General features: G+C 61.0%; 17 protein-coding genes. 12 read left to right on the top strand and 5 right to left on the bottom strand.

Annotated features, from left to right (window positions below; genetic code table 11):
* Positions 1-386: 386 nt before the first annotated feature.
* From KGA97_RS26010 to KGA97_RS26020, 4 genes are all read left to right on the top strand, one after another.
* Complete coding sequence (locus tag KGA97_RS26010) at positions 387-2402, top strand: ribonucleoside triphosphate reductase (protein WP_207286742.1); 2016 nt, start codon at positions 387-389, stop codon at positions 2400-2402.
* Positions 2403-2434: 32 nt separating this feature from the next.
* A complete protein-coding gene (gene nrdD / locus KGA97_RS29480) occupies positions 2435-2602 on the top strand; it encodes an anaerobic ribonucleoside-triphosphate reductase (RefSeq protein ID WP_008032934.1) in 168 nt (55 codons plus the stop codon).
* Positions 2599-3294, top strand: coding sequence for an anaerobic ribonucleoside-triphosphate reductase activating protein (locus KGA97_RS26015; protein WP_223481759.1), 696 nt, complete (start codon positions 2599-2601; stop codon positions 3292-3294). Before nrdD ends, KGA97_RS26015 begins: the two co-directional genes overlap by 4 nt.
* Positions 3295-3386: 92 nt before the next feature.
* Positions 3387-5006 carry a methyl-accepting chemotaxis protein gene (locus KGA97_RS26020; protein ID WP_008032931.1) on the top strand — a complete coding sequence of 540 codons (1620 nt, stop codon included), beginning with the start codon at positions 3387-3389 and terminating at the stop codon, positions 5004-5006.
* Between the two features lie 33 nt (positions 5007-5039).
* Here the strand turns inward: KGA97_RS26020 and KGA97_RS26025 are convergent, their stop codons facing one another.
* The 5 genes from KGA97_RS26025 to KGA97_RS26045 all read right to left on the bottom strand — a co-directional run bounded on the left by KGA97_RS26025 (position 5040) and on the right by KGA97_RS26045 (position 8588).
* Positions 5040-6419 (bottom strand): 4Fe-4S binding protein, encoded by a 1380-nt coding sequence (locus KGA97_RS26025; protein ID WP_223437842.1) that lies wholly within the window; start codon positions 6417-6419, stop codon positions 5040-5042.
* Positions 6407-7261, bottom strand: coding sequence for an FTR1 family protein (locus KGA97_RS26030; protein ID WP_223481760.1), 855 nt, complete (start codon positions 7259-7261; stop codon positions 6407-6409). The genes KGA97_RS26025 and KGA97_RS26030 overlap by 13 nt, the downstream gene beginning before the upstream one ends.
* 22 nt (positions 7262-7283) lie before the next feature.
* On the bottom strand, positions 7284-7616 hold the full coding sequence (locus KGA97_RS26035; protein WP_223481761.1) for a cupredoxin domain-containing protein: 333 nt from the start codon (positions 7614-7616) through the stop codon (positions 7284-7286).
* Positions 7617-8141: an iron transporter gene (locus KGA97_RS26040; RefSeq protein WP_008043843.1), complete on the bottom strand. Its 525-nt coding sequence runs from the start codon at positions 8139-8141 to the stop codon at positions 7617-7619.
* A gap of 87 nt (positions 8142-8228) precedes the next feature.
* Complete coding sequence (locus tag KGA97_RS26045; RefSeq protein ID WP_008032918.1) at positions 8229-8588, bottom strand: hypothetical protein; 360 nt, start codon at positions 8586-8588, stop codon at positions 8229-8231.
* A gap of 160 nt (positions 8589-8748) precedes the next feature.
* On the opposite strand from KGA97_RS26045, the gene KGA97_RS26050 reads away from it, so the two are divergent.
* The 8 genes from KGA97_RS26050 to KGA97_RS26085 all read left to right on the top strand — a co-directional run bounded on the left by KGA97_RS26050 (position 8749) and on the right by KGA97_RS26085 (position 15507).
* Positions 8749-8961 carry a DUF3079 domain-containing protein gene (locus KGA97_RS26050; RefSeq protein ID WP_008032916.1) on the top strand — a complete coding sequence of 71 codons (213 nt, stop codon included), beginning with the start codon at positions 8749-8751 and terminating at the stop codon, positions 8959-8961.
* A gap of 163 nt (positions 8962-9124) precedes the next feature.
* Positions 9125-10105, top strand: a complete 981-nt coding sequence (locus KGA97_RS26055) for a quinone oxidoreductase family protein (RefSeq protein WP_008032914.1) — start codon at positions 9125-9127, stop codon at positions 10103-10105.
* Positions 10106-10118: 13 nt separating this feature from the next.
* Positions 10119-10967: a TauD/TfdA dioxygenase family protein gene (locus KGA97_RS26060; RefSeq protein WP_192418249.1), complete on the top strand. Its 849-nt coding sequence runs from the start codon at positions 10119-10121 to the stop codon at positions 10965-10967.
* An 87-nt stretch (positions 10968-11054) separates the two neighbouring features.
* Positions 11055-12107 carry a 3-keto-5-aminohexanoate cleavage protein gene (locus tag KGA97_RS26065; RefSeq protein WP_008032909.1) on the top strand — a complete coding sequence of 351 codons (1053 nt, stop codon included), beginning with the start codon at positions 11055-11057 and terminating at the stop codon, positions 12105-12107.
* Positions 12108-12198: 91 nt separating this feature from the next.
* Positions 12199-13518: an MFS transporter gene (locus KGA97_RS26070; RefSeq protein ID WP_008032908.1), complete on the top strand. Its 1320-nt coding sequence runs from the start codon at positions 12199-12201 to the stop codon at positions 13516-13518.
* Positions 13515-14177, top strand: a complete 663-nt coding sequence (locus tag KGA97_RS26075; RefSeq protein WP_223481762.1) for a DsbA family oxidoreductase — start codon at positions 13515-13517, stop codon at positions 14175-14177. The genes KGA97_RS26070 and KGA97_RS26075 overlap by 4 nt, the downstream gene beginning before the upstream one ends.
* Entirely contained in the window at positions 14174-14500 is a 327-nt protein-coding gene (locus tag KGA97_RS26080) for a Rieske (2Fe-2S) protein (protein ID WP_008043850.1), read from the top strand. The genes KGA97_RS26075 and KGA97_RS26080 overlap by 4 nt, the downstream gene beginning before the upstream one ends.
* The gene (locus KGA97_RS26085; protein ID WP_223452508.1) at positions 14497-15507 is read left to right on the top strand and encodes a YeiH family protein; all 1011 of its coding nucleotides are present in this window, start codon (positions 14497-14499) and stop codon (positions 15505-15507) included. Before KGA97_RS26080 ends, KGA97_RS26085 begins: the two co-directional genes overlap by 4 nt.
* Positions 15508-16739: the final 1232 nt, after the last annotated feature.

The following is a 16739-nucleotide window of genomic DNA, read 5'->3' on the forward strand; positions in this document are numbered from 1 at the left end:
CGCCCCCTCGAGAGGCCGAGTGGAGGTTCTGCGCAGTGGGCAACCCGGCATGGATGCCGGGTTAGCCGCGCACGGCCAGGGATGGCCGATCGCGGCGGGCCCACGGAGCAGGACCGGAGCGAGGGCATGCCGAGCCTTAGCGAGGCACCGAACGAAAGGGGCAAGAGCCCTTGGTTACTTGGGGCTTTTCCAAGTGACTCGCCGTAAGGGCGAAACCAATAGCCGCCATCACCACAACAACGGATCTACACACCAAAAACAAATGCTCAGCAATCACCGCCAAATCTTGATATCGGTCAATTGCAGATCCGCCCTTTGTCCGTAACCTCCACTGCATGTTGTGTTTTTAGATGAATAAAAATCTATATGTAGTATCTGGAGGCCGAATGCAAAGCACGCTGATCTCAGTAGGAAGTAACCGTCTGCACAAGCGCAACGGTGACCTGGTTGCCTTCGACGCCGACAAGATCCGTCAGGCGTTGATCGCTGCCGGCAGGGCAACCGGGGAATACACCGACGTTGAAGCCGAAGGCCTGCTCGAGGCCGTACTCGCCCGTCTGGAAGGGCTGCCGAGACTGCATGTCGAGCAGATCCAGGACCGTGTCGAACGGGTGCTGATGGACGCCGGTTTTTTCTTCGCCATGCGCGCCTACATCGTCTACCGCGAACAGCACGGACGTTTGCGCCGCGACCGCCGGACCCTGGTCGAGGTCGCCACCTCCATGAACGAATACCTCGACCGTGAAGACTGGCGGGTCCAGGCCAACGCCAATCAGGGCTATTCCCTGGGCGGGCTGGTGCTGAACGTGTCGGGCAAGGTCACCGCCAACTACTGGCTGGACGAGGTCTACAGCGAAGCCATCGGCCAGGCCCACCGCGAGGCGGATTTGCATGTGCACGACCTCGACATGCTCGCCGGTTATTGCGCCGGATGGTCGCTGCGCACCCTCCTGCACGAAGGGCTCAACGGTGTGCCGGGACGGGTCGAAGCCGGTCCGCCGAAGCACCTGAGCAGTGCCTTGGGGCAGATGGTGAATTTCCTCGGCACCCTGCAAAACGAATGGGCCGGTGCCCAGGCGTTCAGTTCGTTCGACACCTACCTGGCGCCCTATGTGCGCAAGGACCAGCTGGGTTTCGAGCAGATACGCCAGGCGATCCAGGAATTCATCTACAACCTCAACGTACCGTCGCGCTGGGGCACGCAAACACCCTTTACCAACCTGACCTTCGACTGGGTTTGCCCGCAAGATCTGCGCGAGCAGATCCCTATCATCGGCGGTGAGGAAATGCCGTTTGCCTATGGCGACCTGCAAGCCGAAATGGACCTGCTCAACCGCGCCTACATCGAGGTGATGCAGGCCGGCGATGCGAAAGGGCGGGTGTTCACCTTTCCGATCCCAACCTACAACATCACCCATGATTTTCCATGGGACAGTGAAAACGCTGACCGCCTGTTCGAGATGACCGCGCGTTACGGCCTACCGTATTTCCAGAACTTCCTCAATTCGGACATGCAACCCAATCAGGTGCGATCGATGTGCTGCCGCTTGCAACTGGACGTGCGCGAGTTGCTCAAGCGCGGCGGCGGTTTGTTCGGCTCGGCGGAACAGACCGGATCGCTCGGCGTGGTGACCATCAACTGCGCGCGACTGGGTTATGTGTTCAAGGGGGATACCAGCGGTTTGCTCAAGCGTCTGGACACGCTGATGGAACTGGCGATGGAGAGCCTGGAGGTCAAGCGCAAGGTGATTCAGCATCACATGGACGCCGGTTTGTACCCGTACACCAAGCGTTACCTCGGCACCTTGCGCAACCATTTCTCGACCATCGGCCTCAACGGCCTGCATGAAATGCTGCGCAATTTCACCGGCGACAAGGAGGGCATGCACACCGAGCACGGCCGGCAGTTTGCCCTGAGGATGCTTGACCATGTGCGCGCCACGCTCGTGCGTTTCCAGGAAGAAACCGGCCACCTCTACAACCTCGAAGCCACGCCGGCCGAGGGCACTACCTACCGTTTCGCCAAGGAAGACCTCAAGCGCTATCCCGACATTCTCCAGGCCGGCAGCGCGCAGGCGCCGTATTACACCAACTCCTCGCAACTGCCCGTGGGCTACACCGAAGACCCCTTCGAGGCCCTGGAGCTGCAAGACGAATTGCAATGCAAATACACCGGCGGGACGGTCTTGCATCTGTACATGGCCGAGCGGATTTCTTCGACCCAAGCCTGCAAGCAACTGGTGCGCAAAGCCCTCGGGCGGTTCCGCCTGCCGTACCTGACAGTGACCCCGACATTCTCCATCTGCCCGGTGCACGGCTACCTCGATGGCGAGCACGAGTTCTGCCCCAAATGCGACGAGATCCTGCTGCTCAAAGAACAGCAAACCGGCACCGTTCACTGATTTCGATCCACTCAACCGCAAGGAGCTTCACCATGATTGCATCGCAAACACTGCCCCAGGCTCAACGTCAACGCTGCGAAGTCTGGACCCGGGTGATGGGTTATCACCGTCCGGTGTCGGCGTTCAATCCGGGCAAACAGTCGGAGCACCGCGAACGGGTGCACTTCACCGAAAGCGCGGCCGTGGCCGGGCGCCAATGAGTCGAATGCTGCGGGTCGGGGGCATGGTGCCCCTGACCACTATCGACTATCCGGGACAGCTCGCCTGCGTGCTGTTTTGCCAGGGGTGCGCCTGGCGTTGTCGTTACTGCCATAACCCGCAACTGATCCCGCCTCGTGGCACCGAGGAAGTGGATTGGCGGCGGGTTATGGCGTTTCTGCAACGTCGACAGGACCTGCTCGATGCCGTGGTGTTCAGCGGCGGTGAGCCAACCTTGCAGGACGCGTTGCCCGGCGCCATGGATGAAGTGCGCGCCATGGGATTTCGCATCGGTTTGCACAGCGCCGGCATCAAGCCGGCTGCGTTCGCCAAGGCGCTGGCCGGGGCCGACTGGGTGGGCTTCGACATCAAGGCATTGCCCGAGGATTGCCAGGCCATCACCCGCGTCGAGGGCAGCGGAACAGCCAACTGGCGCAGCCTCGAGCATCTGCTGGCCAGCGATGTCGACTACGAATGCCGCACCACCGTGCATTGGCATCTCGTCGAACCGGCACGTCTGTTGACCCTCGCGCAGCGATTGAGCGCGCTGGGCGTCAAACGCTTCGCCGTGCAACTGGTGCGCACCGAGCGGATGTTCGATCCGCTGCTGCCGAGCGTTTCGGCACAGGCTTTGCTACCCGATCTTTGGGAGGCGATGCGCGAGTTGTTTCCAGCGTTCGTGTTACGGGGGTAACCGAACCTGCGAATCAACGTTCAACAGTGACATCCACCATGAATTTCAAATGCGCTGCCAATCAGGCAGGTATCAAACTGGGAGCATTTGATATGGCTAAATTAACCACGGCACAACGGATCGTCATCGGCTTTGCAATCGCGCCGCTGGCGCTGATGGGCATGGCGTTTTACGCGTTGCACGATCTGGCAACGCTCAAGGAACAGGCGGTGGTCATCGTCAAACAGGACTGGCCGAAGATCGAACCGATCATGGTCATTGCCACTGGCGTGCGCGATAACGCCAGGAACACCCGGGACTTGCTGATCAACAAGGACAATCAGCAAGTGCAGCAGTCGATCGACGCCACCAAGAAACGCATCACCCAGGCACTCGAAACCCTTGAGCCGCTGTTCTATCTGCCAGAGGGCAAAGCCGCTTACCTCGCCTTGAAAAAGAACCGCGAAGCCTACGTTGCCGCGTTCACCCAGGTGCAGGTCTTGATTCGGCAAGGGGCTTCCGACGATGCCATGGCCCAGCTGAAGCAGAAAGTCGTACCGGCCGAAGCCGAGGTGTATCGCAGCCTGGATGAGTTGATGGCGCTGCAAGGGAAAATCTTCATCGACCGTGAACAGTCGGCGCAGGCACTGTACAGCGATGCCCGGCGTAACATGCTCGGGTTGTTCCTGTTCTGCCTGGCGCTGGTGATTGCCGCTGCGATAGTCGTCACGCGCAGTGTGACCCGGCCATTGGGTGGCGAGCCGGATGATGCCGCACGGTTCTTGAGTGAAATCGCCGAGGGCGACCTGACGATTCAGGTGCCGGTGGGGGCAAGTGCCGACGGCAGTGTGATGATGAACATGCATCAGATGCAGCAAAGCCTGAATGCCATGGTCAAGCACATCGCTTCTTCGGTTGACCGGGTAGCCAGCTCTTCCGAAGAACTGAGTGCCGTCAGCAGCCAGACCGCCAGCAACCTGCAATTGCAGGGGCTGGAGATCGAGCAGGCCGCTGCGGCGGTGAATCAGATGACGGCTGCGGTGGATGAAGTGGCGCGCAACGCGGTCAGTACTTCCGAGGCCTCCAAACAGTCCGAGCAAACCGCGCAGCGCGGCCGCGAACAGGTTCAGGAAACCGTGGTTGCCATCGGCGAACTGGCTGATGGCGTCACCGACACCTCGCAACGCATCGAACAACTGGCGGGCCGGGTGCAGGACATCAGCAAAGTCCTGGACGTGATTCGCAGCATCGCCGAGCAGACCAATCTGCTGGCCCTCAACGCGGCAATTGAAGCCGCACGGGCCGGGGATGCCGGGCGCGGCTTTGCCGTGGTCGCCGATGAAGTGCGTGCGTTGGCGCATCGTACGCAGGAGTCCACCCAGGAAATCGAGCAGATGATCGGCAACATTCGCCAGGATACCGGCCATGCGGTGACGGCCATGCAAAGCAGCAGTCATCTGGTGCGGGCCACCCTGGAAGTGGCGCAGCGCTCAGGTGATGCACTGGATCAGATCACCCGGTCCATCTCGCAGATCAATGAACGCAACCTGATGATTGCCAGTGCCACGGAGGAGCAGGCGTTGGTGGCGCGTGAGGTGGATCGCAATCTGGTGGGGATTCGCACCTTGTCCGAGCAAGTCTTGCTGGGTGCGCAGCACACCGACACCGCTGGCCATGAACTGGCACAGATGGCCGGGGCGCTGCATCAGACCGTGGCGCGATTCAAGGTCTAGACCACCCGGGCGGGTGGTTGTGGAGGTGGGCGCTCAGGACCAGCCCCAGAACTGCAACCACCAGCCAAACCCGATCAAACCATTGGCCAACAGCAGGCAGGCGCTGCCCGACATGCGCCGCGCCAGAGAGCGGTTTTCGCGGCTCAGTCGCTTCCATCCCAGCAGCAAACTCCAGCCTATCGCAGCCACCAACAGGCAGGCCCTGACCGGTTGCACCCATTCCAGCAGCAAACCTTCATAGCGCAGCAGTTTCACGGTGGTTGCCGACAACCCGAGAAACAGTCCCGCACCACCCAGGGGCGTGAGTGTGAGCGCCAGGGGCCAATACAGTGCACGATCACCCGCCAGTCGAGCGGTCAGGCGCAAGAGAACCATTAGTACGGTGCCGAGCAGCACCGAACTCAAACTCAGGTAAGTGACGATGCTGAACCCGTCGAGCCAACTGAAGCTGTCGTTGAGCTGCGGGTAGTGGGTGAGCAGCCACCAGGGCGCGTTGTCTTGCAGGGCCCAGAACTGGTCGTGTTCAACCAGCCATTGGGCGAGCGTTTGTTTGAGGGCGACGAACCAGGGACTGACCGTCCACTGGAATGCGCCCATCGCCAGGCCGATCACACCGAACAGCAGCAAGCGAGCATCCCACGGGGATAGCGTCTGCGACGTCGCGTGAAGAATCTCTTGATTGCCCGACCGGGCGATCAACTGGACGGCACCACGTTGCCCGCTGCAGCGCCCACAGGCATGACAATCACTGGCGCCTTGCAGGCGTCGGATATCGAGCAACGGTGCGCAGTTGGGGGGCGGCAGGCGTGGCGGGGCGTTTTCTATCCAGCGTTGTTCATTGACCTGAAAATGCACCGGCGCAAGGCGGGCGAGCAGTGCAAACACGCCGCTGACCGGGCACAGGTAACGGCACCAGACCCGCTTGCCTCGGGCGAACAACAACCCGACGACCACAGCAGCGACAGTCGAACCACCCAGAATCAGCAGCGCCGCCTGAGCGTAGTCATAGACGCTGATCAACTGGCCATAGAGGGTCGTCAGGCAGAACGCCAGGGTCGGCCAGCCGCCCCAGCGCAACCAGCGCGGCACGCCCATGCCTTTACCGTAATGGCTGGCCCATTCGCTGAGCGAGCCTTCCGGACACAGCACGCCACACCAGAGCCGACCGAACATCACGATCGACAGCAGCACGAACGGCCACCAGATCCCCCAAAACAGAAACTGTGCAAGCAAGGTCAGGTTGTCGAGCATTCGTGCCTGGCTGTCCGGCAACGGCAACAGCGGCGGGATCACCAGCAGCACTGCGTAAAACACCACAACCAACCACTGCGCGGCACGAATGAACCGCGCATGGCGACGCATCCCGTCGCCCAGTCGCTGGAGCCATCGATTGTGCCAACTCAGTTCAGGCATGGGACTTTTTCCATCGTCCGTTGCCGTAGCCATCCGCCGACGACCAGCCAGTAACCGATCCACACCAGCAAGGTCAGGCCGCTGGGGGTTGCCCGATAACCGGCAAAACCGGCGAGGAAACCACCGAGTCCATGGCTGTCGCTCAGTAAGACGCTGCTGTCCCAGAACGCGTCGCCAATGACGCCGTAAACCTGCTCCGGCAGATCGAGGGCGAGCAGTTGGCCGCCGATTCGCTCGATGCCACTGACCAGCAATGCGGCCCCGAGCATGAGCAGGATGACTTCGCTGATGGCAAAGAATCGTTGCCACGAAATGAACCGGCGACTGCTGTGCAGCAGGATGATGGTCAACGCCGACAGCACCAGCCCCATGGCGCCGCCGATGGCAAACAAACCGAGCTGCGGGCCTCGCAGTTGAGCACCGGCGCCATAGAGAAACACGACCGTTTCACTGCCTTCACGACTGACCGCGAGCATCGCCAGCAGCAACAATCCCATGCCGCCTTGCCGGGCCAGATGGCTGTCGGCGTGGCGCTGCAAATCCTGTTTGAGGGAGCGCCCGTGACGGTGCATCCAGCCCACCATTTGCACGATCAACAGGCTGGCGACCAGCGCGAGTGCGGCCTGGAACCATTCACTGGCTGAGCCGCTCATGGCCTCGCCGGCGAACAGAATCAGCACGGCCAGCAGACCCGAGAGCAGCAACCCCAGCCCCACGCCGACCCACAGGTATTTGACCAGTCGATGACCCTGGTACTGCTGGCTGGCCCAGGCCTGGAGAATGCCGATCACCAGCAACGCCTCGACGCTTTCGCGCCAGACGATGAACATTGATTGATTCATGAAAACTCCGTGCGCTGACAGGTTATTTCGCGAGGATGCCGCCCTCGGGCAATTGCGGATTGAACTCGTCGAAAAACGGGTAGTGACCGGGCCTGAGCGGGTGAATGACGACAAAAGTGGTCACACCCGGTGACATGACTTTTTCAACGCGCAACGGTGTGCTCTCGAATTCGGCCGGCCCCTGACCGTTGTTTTTCAGGACGATCTTGAATCGCTGCCCGGCCGGGACCTCCAGCAAGGCCGGCGTGAAGTGACCATCGCGCAGGATCAGTTCGTAGCTCGGTAACTCGGCATGGGCGGTCAACGGCGCAAGGGCTCCAGCCACCAGCAGGCAGGCAACCTGCAGGCATTTCATTCAATAGCCGCCTTTTTTGCCAATGCCGGCGTAGACGAATTCGTAGTGCAGTTCGCAGCGTTCGAACCAGGGCGCGACACCGGTTTCCTTGTCGGTGTGGCGGCCGAGAGAGGCATGACCACCGGGTGGCAGGATGGTGAAGGTGAGTTGATATTTGCCCGGCCCCATCAGCTTCACATTGTCGCCATAGTGCGGACCGTCGTTGGCGACCATGGCGTGGAAATCGCCTTTGAGTTCCGGGTCTTTGCCTTGCTTTTTCAGATTGAAAGAGACGTTGAGATAGGGCACGAAACTGCCTTCCTGAAAGCCCTGGTGATTATCCGCAGTGGCGCGGATGTCGGCCTCCAGGTGCACATCCGAATCCGCAGTGGCGCGCATCATGCCCGCCGGTTCCATCTCGATCGGTTGCAGATAAACCGCCCCGACTTCCAGCCCCGGACACAGCTGTGGTTCGCCGATCGGGTATTCCTTGGCCTGAGCCAGCGGTACGAACAAGAGCAAAGCGAGTGTGAGAGAGGTACGCATGATTTCTTCCTGGGCACTGACGAGTAGGAACCCGAGTCTAGGAAGGTTTGCTGCGAACAATAATGATTGCTATCAAGTTTTCAGTAATTAAACCGACGGCTCGTCGCGCCGGCGAAATCGCTGGGCGCGCTCGACGCTGTGGGTCATCTGTGCCGCCGCATGGACGGTCAAGGGATGCTGGGTAAATCCGGCTCTGGGGGAAATGTAGCCGGCCATTTCCCGGGCAACGGCGAGCTGACGTTCCGAACCTTCCGCCAGCAGCGCGATGACCAGGTTTTCCAGGGCAATGACGCGGACACGCAAGTGAACCAGTTCGGCGTTTGTCAGCGCAGGTGGGGCGATAAACGCATCGCTATCGATGGATGTGGCGGCGTCTTGATCGTCCCATGTCGACAGCGGCGGACGGTCGGGTGTCTCTGTGTTCGGATGAGGATTTTTATTGATCATGAGCGACGCCTCCAAGTCTGTTCGGCCGTTATCAGCTTAGCCTCAGGATCATGATCGGGGGAGGGCAGTCACTCGATGTCGATAGCTTGATATCCATCAAGGACGACTTTGCACAGAGGCTGTAGGTTGGAAAAACGCCTCTCAATGACTGGAGATCGGCATGGCCAAGAACTTCCCCGACAACCCCAAACACCCCGAGCGGATTTGCTGGGGATGCGACCGGTATTGCCCGGCCAAGTCGTTGGCGTGCGGCAATGGCTCCGAGCGTACGATGCATCCGGCCGAGCTGTTTGGCGAAGACTGGAACGTGCCCGGCGACTGGGGTATCGAGCCCCTCATCGTCACAACCAAGGCGGCGGATGACGATATCTGACGCAGGTCCAACCTGGTCATAGCGCAGTCTTGCGTTCCATGCCCGCAACCATCTGTCATGAAATGAAAAGCCGGTGTCGTCTGATGAGAAGCGGCTCACCAGACTGCGTCCTACAGTCCAATCAGCGCAAATCGACGCTGTACAGACTGGAGAATAAGAAAAAATGGCCAATGCCGTACGCTTCTACGAAACCGGTGGTCCCGAAGTCCTCCGTTATGAGGAGGTCGAGGTCGGCGATCCCGGTCCAGGCCAGGTTCGTCTTCGTCATGTGGCGGTGGGCCTTAATTATGCCGACACCTATTTTCGCAATGGTACTTACCCGATTCCGATGCCCAACGGCATGGGGGTTGAAGCGTCCGGTGTGGTCCAGGCCGTTGGCGAAGGGGTGACCAACGTCCAGGTGGGGGACCGCGTCACCTACACCGGTTTCCTCAACACCCTTGGCGCCTACAGCACCGAACGACTGATCGCGGCCGCGCCGTTGATCAAACTGCCGGAAACCATCAGTTTCGAGACCGCTGCGGCCATGACCATGCGCGGCCTGACATCTTCGTACCTGATGCGCCGCATCTACGACTTCAAGGAAGGCGACAGCATTCTGCTGCACGCCGCCGCCGGTGGCGTCGGCCTGATCGTTTCGCAGTGGGCCAAATTGCTTGGCTTGAACGTGATCGGCACTGTTTCGACCGAGGAAAAGGCCCAAATCGCCCGGGCTCACGGTTGCGACCATACTATCAATTACAGCCATGAAGACGTCGCCGCCCGCGTTCGCGAATTGACCGATGGCGTCGGCGTCAACGTGGTGTTCGACAGCGTCGGCAAGAACACCTTCGCCGGCTCCCTGGATTCGCTCAAGCGTCGTGGCCTGATGGTGTGCGTCGGCACGGCATCCGGTCCGATCCCAGCGTTCGACCCGGTGATGCTGGCGATGAAAGGCTCGTTGTTCCTGACCCGTCCGGCCCTGGCTGACTACATCGCCGACCCTGCGGAGAAAGCCGCCCTGGCCGGTGAGTTGTTCGACCACGTCGGCAGCGGCCGGATCAAGATCGAGATCAACCAGCACTACGCCTTGCAGGATGCGGTGCAGGCTCATCGCGACCTTGAGTCGCGCAAGACCACCGGTTCGTCGATTTTCGTCATTTAAGGAGCGGCCAGCCATGAAAGTCGAACAATTGACCTGCAACATCGGCGCCGAACTGATCGGCGTGAACCTCGCCGACGCGGTGCATGACGACGGTCTGTTTGCCGAGATTCGTGCCCAGTTGCTCAAGCACCGGGTGGTGTTCCTGCGTGATCAGAACATCACTCGCGACGAGCACGTGGCCTTCGCTCGCCGCTTTGGTGAGTTGGAAGACCATCCGGTGGCCGGCAGCGATCCGGATCATCCGGGGCTGGTGCGGATCTACAAGAGTCCGGACCAGCCGATGGACCGCTATGAAAACGCCTGGCACGCCGACGCCACCTGGCGCGAGGCGCCGCCAATGGGGTGCGTGTTGCGCTGCGTGGAATGCCCGCCGGTCGGCGGCGACACCATGTGGGCCAACATGGTCGAGGCCTATGCGCGTTTGCCGGAAGACGTGAAGGTGAAAATCGCCGACCTGCGTGCCCGTCACAGCATCGAAGCGAGTTTCGGTGCGGCGATGCCGATCGAAAAACGCCTGGCGCTCAAGGCGATGTACCCGGACGCCGAACACCCGGTGGTGCGCACCCACCCGGAAACCGGCGAGAAGGTGCTGTTCGTCAACGCCTTCACCACCCACATCAGCAACTACCACACCTCTGAGCGGGTGCGCTTCGGCCAGGACGCCAACCCCGGCGCCAGCGAATTGCTGCGCTACCTGATCAGCCAGGCGTACATCCCCGAGTATCAGGTGCGCTGGCGCTGGAAGCCCAACAGCATCGCCATCTGGGACAACCGCAGTACCCAGCACTACGCCGTCATGGATTACCCGCCGTGCCATCGCAAGATGGAGCGCGCCGGGATCATCGGCGACAAGACCTACTGATCGACCCTTTCTGCATACGCACTCGTAAACACGTCTGCCCGGCACGATCCCGGGTGGGCGGGACAATCATAAAAAGTGGAGTAAATCATGCAATTCTTCGACGATTCCCTGCACCCGGAAAACATGGAAAAAGTGGTCATCACCGTGGCCCCGTACGGCCCGGAATGGATGCCTGAAGATTTCCCGGAAGACATCCCGCTGACCATGGACGAGCAAGTCCAGAAAGCGGTCGATTGCTATGAAGCCGGCGCCACCGTGCTGCACCTGCATGTGCGTGAACTGGACGGCAAGGGCTCCAAGCGCCTGTCGAAGTTCAACGAACTGATCGCCGGCGTGCGCGAAGCGGTGCCGGACATGATCATCCAGGTCGGCGGTTCGATTTCCTTCGCCCCGGAAAGTGATGGCGAAGCCGCCAAGTGGCTGTCCGACGACACCCGCCACATGCTGGCCGAGCTGACGCCAAAACCGGATCAGGTCACGGTGGCGATCAACACCACCCAGATGAACATCATGGAGCTGCTGTATCCGCAATACCTGGAAGGTACCTCGCTGGCTAACCCGTTGATCCAGGCTGCCTACAGCGAAATGACCGTACCGGCCGGCCCGGCCTGGGTTGCCGAGCACCTCAAGCGCCTGATGGACAACGACATCCAGCCGCACTTCCAGCTGACCGGCATGCATGCCCTGGAAACCCTCGAGCGCCTGGTGCGCAAGGGCATCTACAAGGGCCCGCTGAACCTGACCTGGATCGGCATCGGTGGCGGTTTCGACGGCCCGAACCCGTTCAACTTCTTCAATTTCATCCACCGCGCGCCGAACGGCTGCACCCTGACCTCCGAGTCGTTGCTCAAGAACGTCATGCCGTTCAACACCATGTCGATGGCCATGGGCATGCACCCGCGCGTGGGCAATGAAGACACTATCATTGATCACAAGGGTGATCGCTTCGGCTCGGTGGCGCAGATCCAGCAAACCGTGCGCATTGCCCATGAACTGGGTCGCGAAATCGCCACGGGCAAAGAAGCCCGCGAGATTTATCGCATCGGTGTGAAGTACGACAGCATCGAGCAGACCCTGCTGGCCAACGGTATGGCCCCCAACCGCAAGGCTGGGCAAAAGGGTGTGCCGCAACGCGGCTGACCGGCGGTCCGGACGAGGGGCCGCAGCCTCTCGTCCACCGCACTGCAACACGCTTGATAACAACAATAAATAAAAGCATTGAGGAGGCTGCATGGCCTTTCACCCAATCGCCGCTGACGATGACGACGCAGGTTGCGTCGGCGTTTCGCGCCAATATGCCTGGATCGTTTTTGCATTGACGTTCGGCCTGTTGATTTCCGATTACATGTCGCGTCAGGTGCTGAACGCGGTGTTCCCGCTGCTCAAGAGCGAGTGGGCCCTGAGTGACGGCCAGCTCGGGTTGCTCAGCGGCATCGTTGCCTTGATGGTCGGCCTGCTGACATTCCCGCTGTCGTTGATGGCTGACCGCTTTGGACGAGTCAAGAGCCTGGCGCTGATGGCGTTGCTGTGGAGCCTGGCCACGCTGGGCTGCGCATTGGCGCAGGATTACCAGCAAATGTTCATTGCCCGGTTCATGGTCGGCGTCGGTGAAGCGGCTTATGGCAGCGTCGGTATCGCCGTGGTGATTTCGGTGTTTCCGAAACACATGCGCGCCACCCTGGCCAGTGCCTTCATGGCGGGCGGCATGTTCGGCTCGGTGTTGGGCATGGCGTTGGGCGGTGCCATCGCGGCCAAGCTGGGCTGGCGCTGGTCGTTCGCCGGCATGGCGTTGTTTGGCCTGGTGCTGGCGATGCTTTATCCGATCATCGTCAAGGAAGCGCGCATCGCTCCGCAACGGGTCGCCAAGGCTGTCGCGGGGGCCAAGCGTCCGCTGCGTACGCTGTGGTCCAGTCGTTCGGTGGTAGCGACCTACGTCGCCAGCGGCTTGCAGTTGTTCGTCGGCGGCACGGTGATGGTGTGGATTCCCAGCTACCTCAATCGCTACTACGACATGCCGACGGACAAAGCCGGCGCCATGGCGGCGATCATCGTGCTGTGCAGCGGTGCGGGGATGATTGTGTGCGGCATGCTCAGCGATCGGCTGTGTCGCAACTCGCCGGAACGCAAGGTCAGCCTGGCCATCGCCTTTTGCCTGGGCAGTTGCCTGTTGCTGTCGGCGGCGTTCGCAATGACGGCAGGGCCTATGCAACTGGCACTGATTTGCCTGGGCATGCTGATTGCCACCGGCACCACCGGCCCGGCTGGCGCGATGGTCGCCAACCTGACCCATTACTCGGTCCATGGCACGGCCTTCGCCACGCTGACATTGGCCAACAACATGCTGGGACTGGCGCCGGGGCCGTTCATCACCGGAAGGGTGTCGGACCTCATCGGCCTGCATGCCGCTTTCCAGTTGGTGCCATTGGTCAGCCTCGCGGCAGCGGCCGTGTTCTTTTATGCCAAGTGTCATTACCACAAAGATATTGCCCGCCTTCAGGGTCAGCGCGTGCCTGACCCCGTCAGCCAGGCCGGGTTAGAGGTGAAGTTGTGAGTCGTCGTCTACAGATTGATGTGTTTTTCGATTTTATCTGCCCCTGGTGCCTGATCGGCAAACGCCAACTGGAGCATGCGCAGGTACAGTTTCGCAGTCGCCATCCGGATGTGCAGATCAGCACGCAGTGGCATGGCGTGCAGTTGCTGCCGCAGTTGCCGTTGGAAGGTGAGCCCTTCGTCGATTTCTACCGCAAGCGCCTGGGCAATGCCGATGCCATGACCATGCGCCAGGCCCAGGTACAAAAGGCTGCCGCGGCGGTTGGACTGAGCATCGACCTCGGCCAGATCGAGACGATGCCCAATACCGCAGACGCCCATCGCCTGTTCGAGCGGGTCAGCGCGCTGGGCAACGCTGCCCAGAGTGAAATGTTGCTTGAGCGGCTGTTCGCCGCTTATTTCCGCAAACGCGAAAACCTTGGTTGCCGCGAGACCTTGCTCGCCATTGCCCGCTCCTGCGGCATTGATGCGCAGGTCTTGGCTGACTGCCTGACGGGCGACGCCACGCCATTTGCCGGATCACCCGAGGCGAGCAGTGGCGTACCGGGCTTTCAGTTCGATCGCCGCATGACCGTGGTGGGCGCGCAACCTGCAGCGGTGTTGCTCGGGGCCATGAGCCAGGCACTGAAAGAAAGTGATTACGAGCGGGAATCTGCATGACCCGGCGTATCCCCGTGCCTGCCGGCAAACACCCGCAGGTCGGCGGTCGTGCACTGTTCGAATTCGATGACAAAAGCCTGGCGCTGTTCAACGTCGAAGGTGACTTGTTCGCCATCGACGACAGTTGCCCGCACCAGGGCGCCTCGCTGTGTGGCGGGCGTCTTGAGGGGCGAGTGATTCAGTGTTGCGCCCATGGTCTGCGCTTCGATCTGCGCAGCGGTTACCTGCTCAATTCCACCGCAGTCAAAGTCGCCAACTACCCGGTCGAGATCATCGACGGTCAGGCATTCATCGTCATTGTTCCCGAGGAGGCCGCGCCATGAGCGCCATCGCTCTCACCCGTATCCACAGCCGAACGCGCGAACTGGCGCCGGGTTTTGTCGTCAGTCTGATCGTGGCGGCGGCCGCGTCCTTTTTGTCCGAGCACTACGGTGCGCCGGTGATGCTGTTTGCCTTGCTATTGGGCATGGCCCTGAATTTTCTGGCCGGCGACGGTGCCTGCAAGGCCGGCATCGAGTTCACGGCGCGCACTGTGTTGCGCATCGGCGTGGCGCTGCTGGGCATGCGCATCACCCTTGAACAGATGGCTGCGCTGGGCTGGAAGCCAGTGGCGCTGGTGGTGATTCTGGTGGTGGTGACCATCGGCGTTTCAGTGATCGCTGCCAAGGCGCTGGGCTTTCAGCGTTTGTTCGGCATGCTCACCGGAGGGGCCACGGCAATTTGTGGTGCATCGGCCGCGTTGGCGCTGGCGGCAGCGCTGCCCAATCATCCGCAGAAAGAACGCGCGACCTTGTTCACGGTGATTGGGGTGTCGGCGCTGTCGACTCTGGCGATGATCGTGTACCCGATGATTGCCAACTGGCTGCAACTGTCGCCGCAAGTGGCCGGGGTGTTTCTCGGGGCGACCATCCATGACGTGGCCCAGGTGGTCGGCGCCGGTTACAGCATGTCGACCGAGACCGGCGATACGGCCACGGTGGTCAAGCTTATGCGGGTCGCGATGCTGCTGCCGGTGATCGTCACCGCCGCGATGATCACCCGCATGCAGGGCGCCGATCCGACCGGCAAGCGACCGCCGTTGCTGCCGTGGTTCGCCGTCGGTTTCCTGTTGCTGGCGTGCATCAACAGCACCGGCTGGGTGGCCCCGGTGGTGCAGGGCTCGATCAATGAGCTGTCGCGCTGGTGCCTGGTGGTGTCCATCAGTGCCCTGGGCATGAAGACCCAGCTTAAGGAACTGGCGGCGGTGGGTATCAAGCCGATCCTGTTGATGGTGGGGGAGACGGTGTTCCTCGTCGTGCTGGTGCTGTTGTTGCTGCACTGGGGGCTTTGACACCCGACGCATAACGCTTTTTGACAGAGGGCTGCACCGCGGTTGACTCCTCACTGTGGTGGTGTCCTCGACCGGTGTCGACAACACCGGTTTTTTTCGGCGACTGTGCCAGCAGTCGCCGTTTTTTTTTGCCCGGTGTGAGCTTGCCAGGGAAGGGTCAGAGGCCAAGCTTCCCACGTCATCGTTGACCTCCGTCGGTGTCTTTGCCGACGTTGATCCATGCCGTGTCAAAGCTTGTGGGAGATTGTTGTCTGAGTACATATCCGTTTTTTCGGATGCGGCGGCTATTGGTTTCGCCCTTACGGCGAGTCACTTTGGAAAAGCCCCAAAGTAACCAAAGGGCTCTTGCCCCTTTCGTTCGGTGCCTCGCTAATGCTCGGCATGCCCTCGCTCCGGTCCTGCTCCGTGGGCCCGCCGCCATCGGCCATCCATGGCCGGGGGCGGCTAACCCGGCATCCATGCCGGGTTGCCCACTACGCAGAACCTCCACTCGGCCTCTCGAGGGGGCGACCACCGCCACAGCCGCCGAGGCGGCCTGAAAGCCGACCTGGCTCTACGGTCGTGCGCACACTTCCGCACTGTGGTGGCTGCACTAATTTTGGATGTTTGCACATCCCCCTGTAGGAGCCGGCTTGCTGGCGATTGCGTCCGTCCAGCCAATACATACGTTGACTGATCCACCGCCATCGCCAGCAAGCCGGCTCCTACAGGGGATCGTATTTATCCAAACACCTACGCATTTCCCTTGTAGGAGCCAGCTTGCTGGCGATAGACGTCAACGATAACGCGGGGTGTCTGAATGAACGCGTCGCCTAGACGCTTTTCGCCGGCAAGCCGGCTCCTACAGTTGATCGTATTTCTCCAAACACATACGCATTTCCCTTGTAGGAGCCAGCCTGCTGGCGATGGACGTCAACGATAACGCGGGCTGTCTGAATGAACGCGTTGTCCAGACGTTTTTCGCCGGCAAGCCGGCTCCTACAGGAGATCTGCGTGCGCTTTTGATTTTCACCACTCATCAGGCCGAGCGTTAGCTCGCCTTCAGCTTTTGATCTTGAGGTACACGCCCCCTCGAGAGGCCGAGTGGAGGTTCTGCGCAGTGGGCAACCCGGCATGGATGCCGGGTTAGCCGCCCCCGGCCAGGGATGGCCGATGGCGGCGGGCCCACGGAGCAGGACCGGAGCGAGGGCATGCCGAGCCACAGCGAGGCACCGAACGAAAGGGGCAAAAGC

This window comes from Pseudomonas sp. BF-B-15 (genome assembly GCF_019946675.1).
Taxonomy (GTDB): Bacteria; Pseudomonadota; Gammaproteobacteria; order Pseudomonadales; family Pseudomonadaceae; genus Aquipseudomonas; species Aquipseudomonas migulae.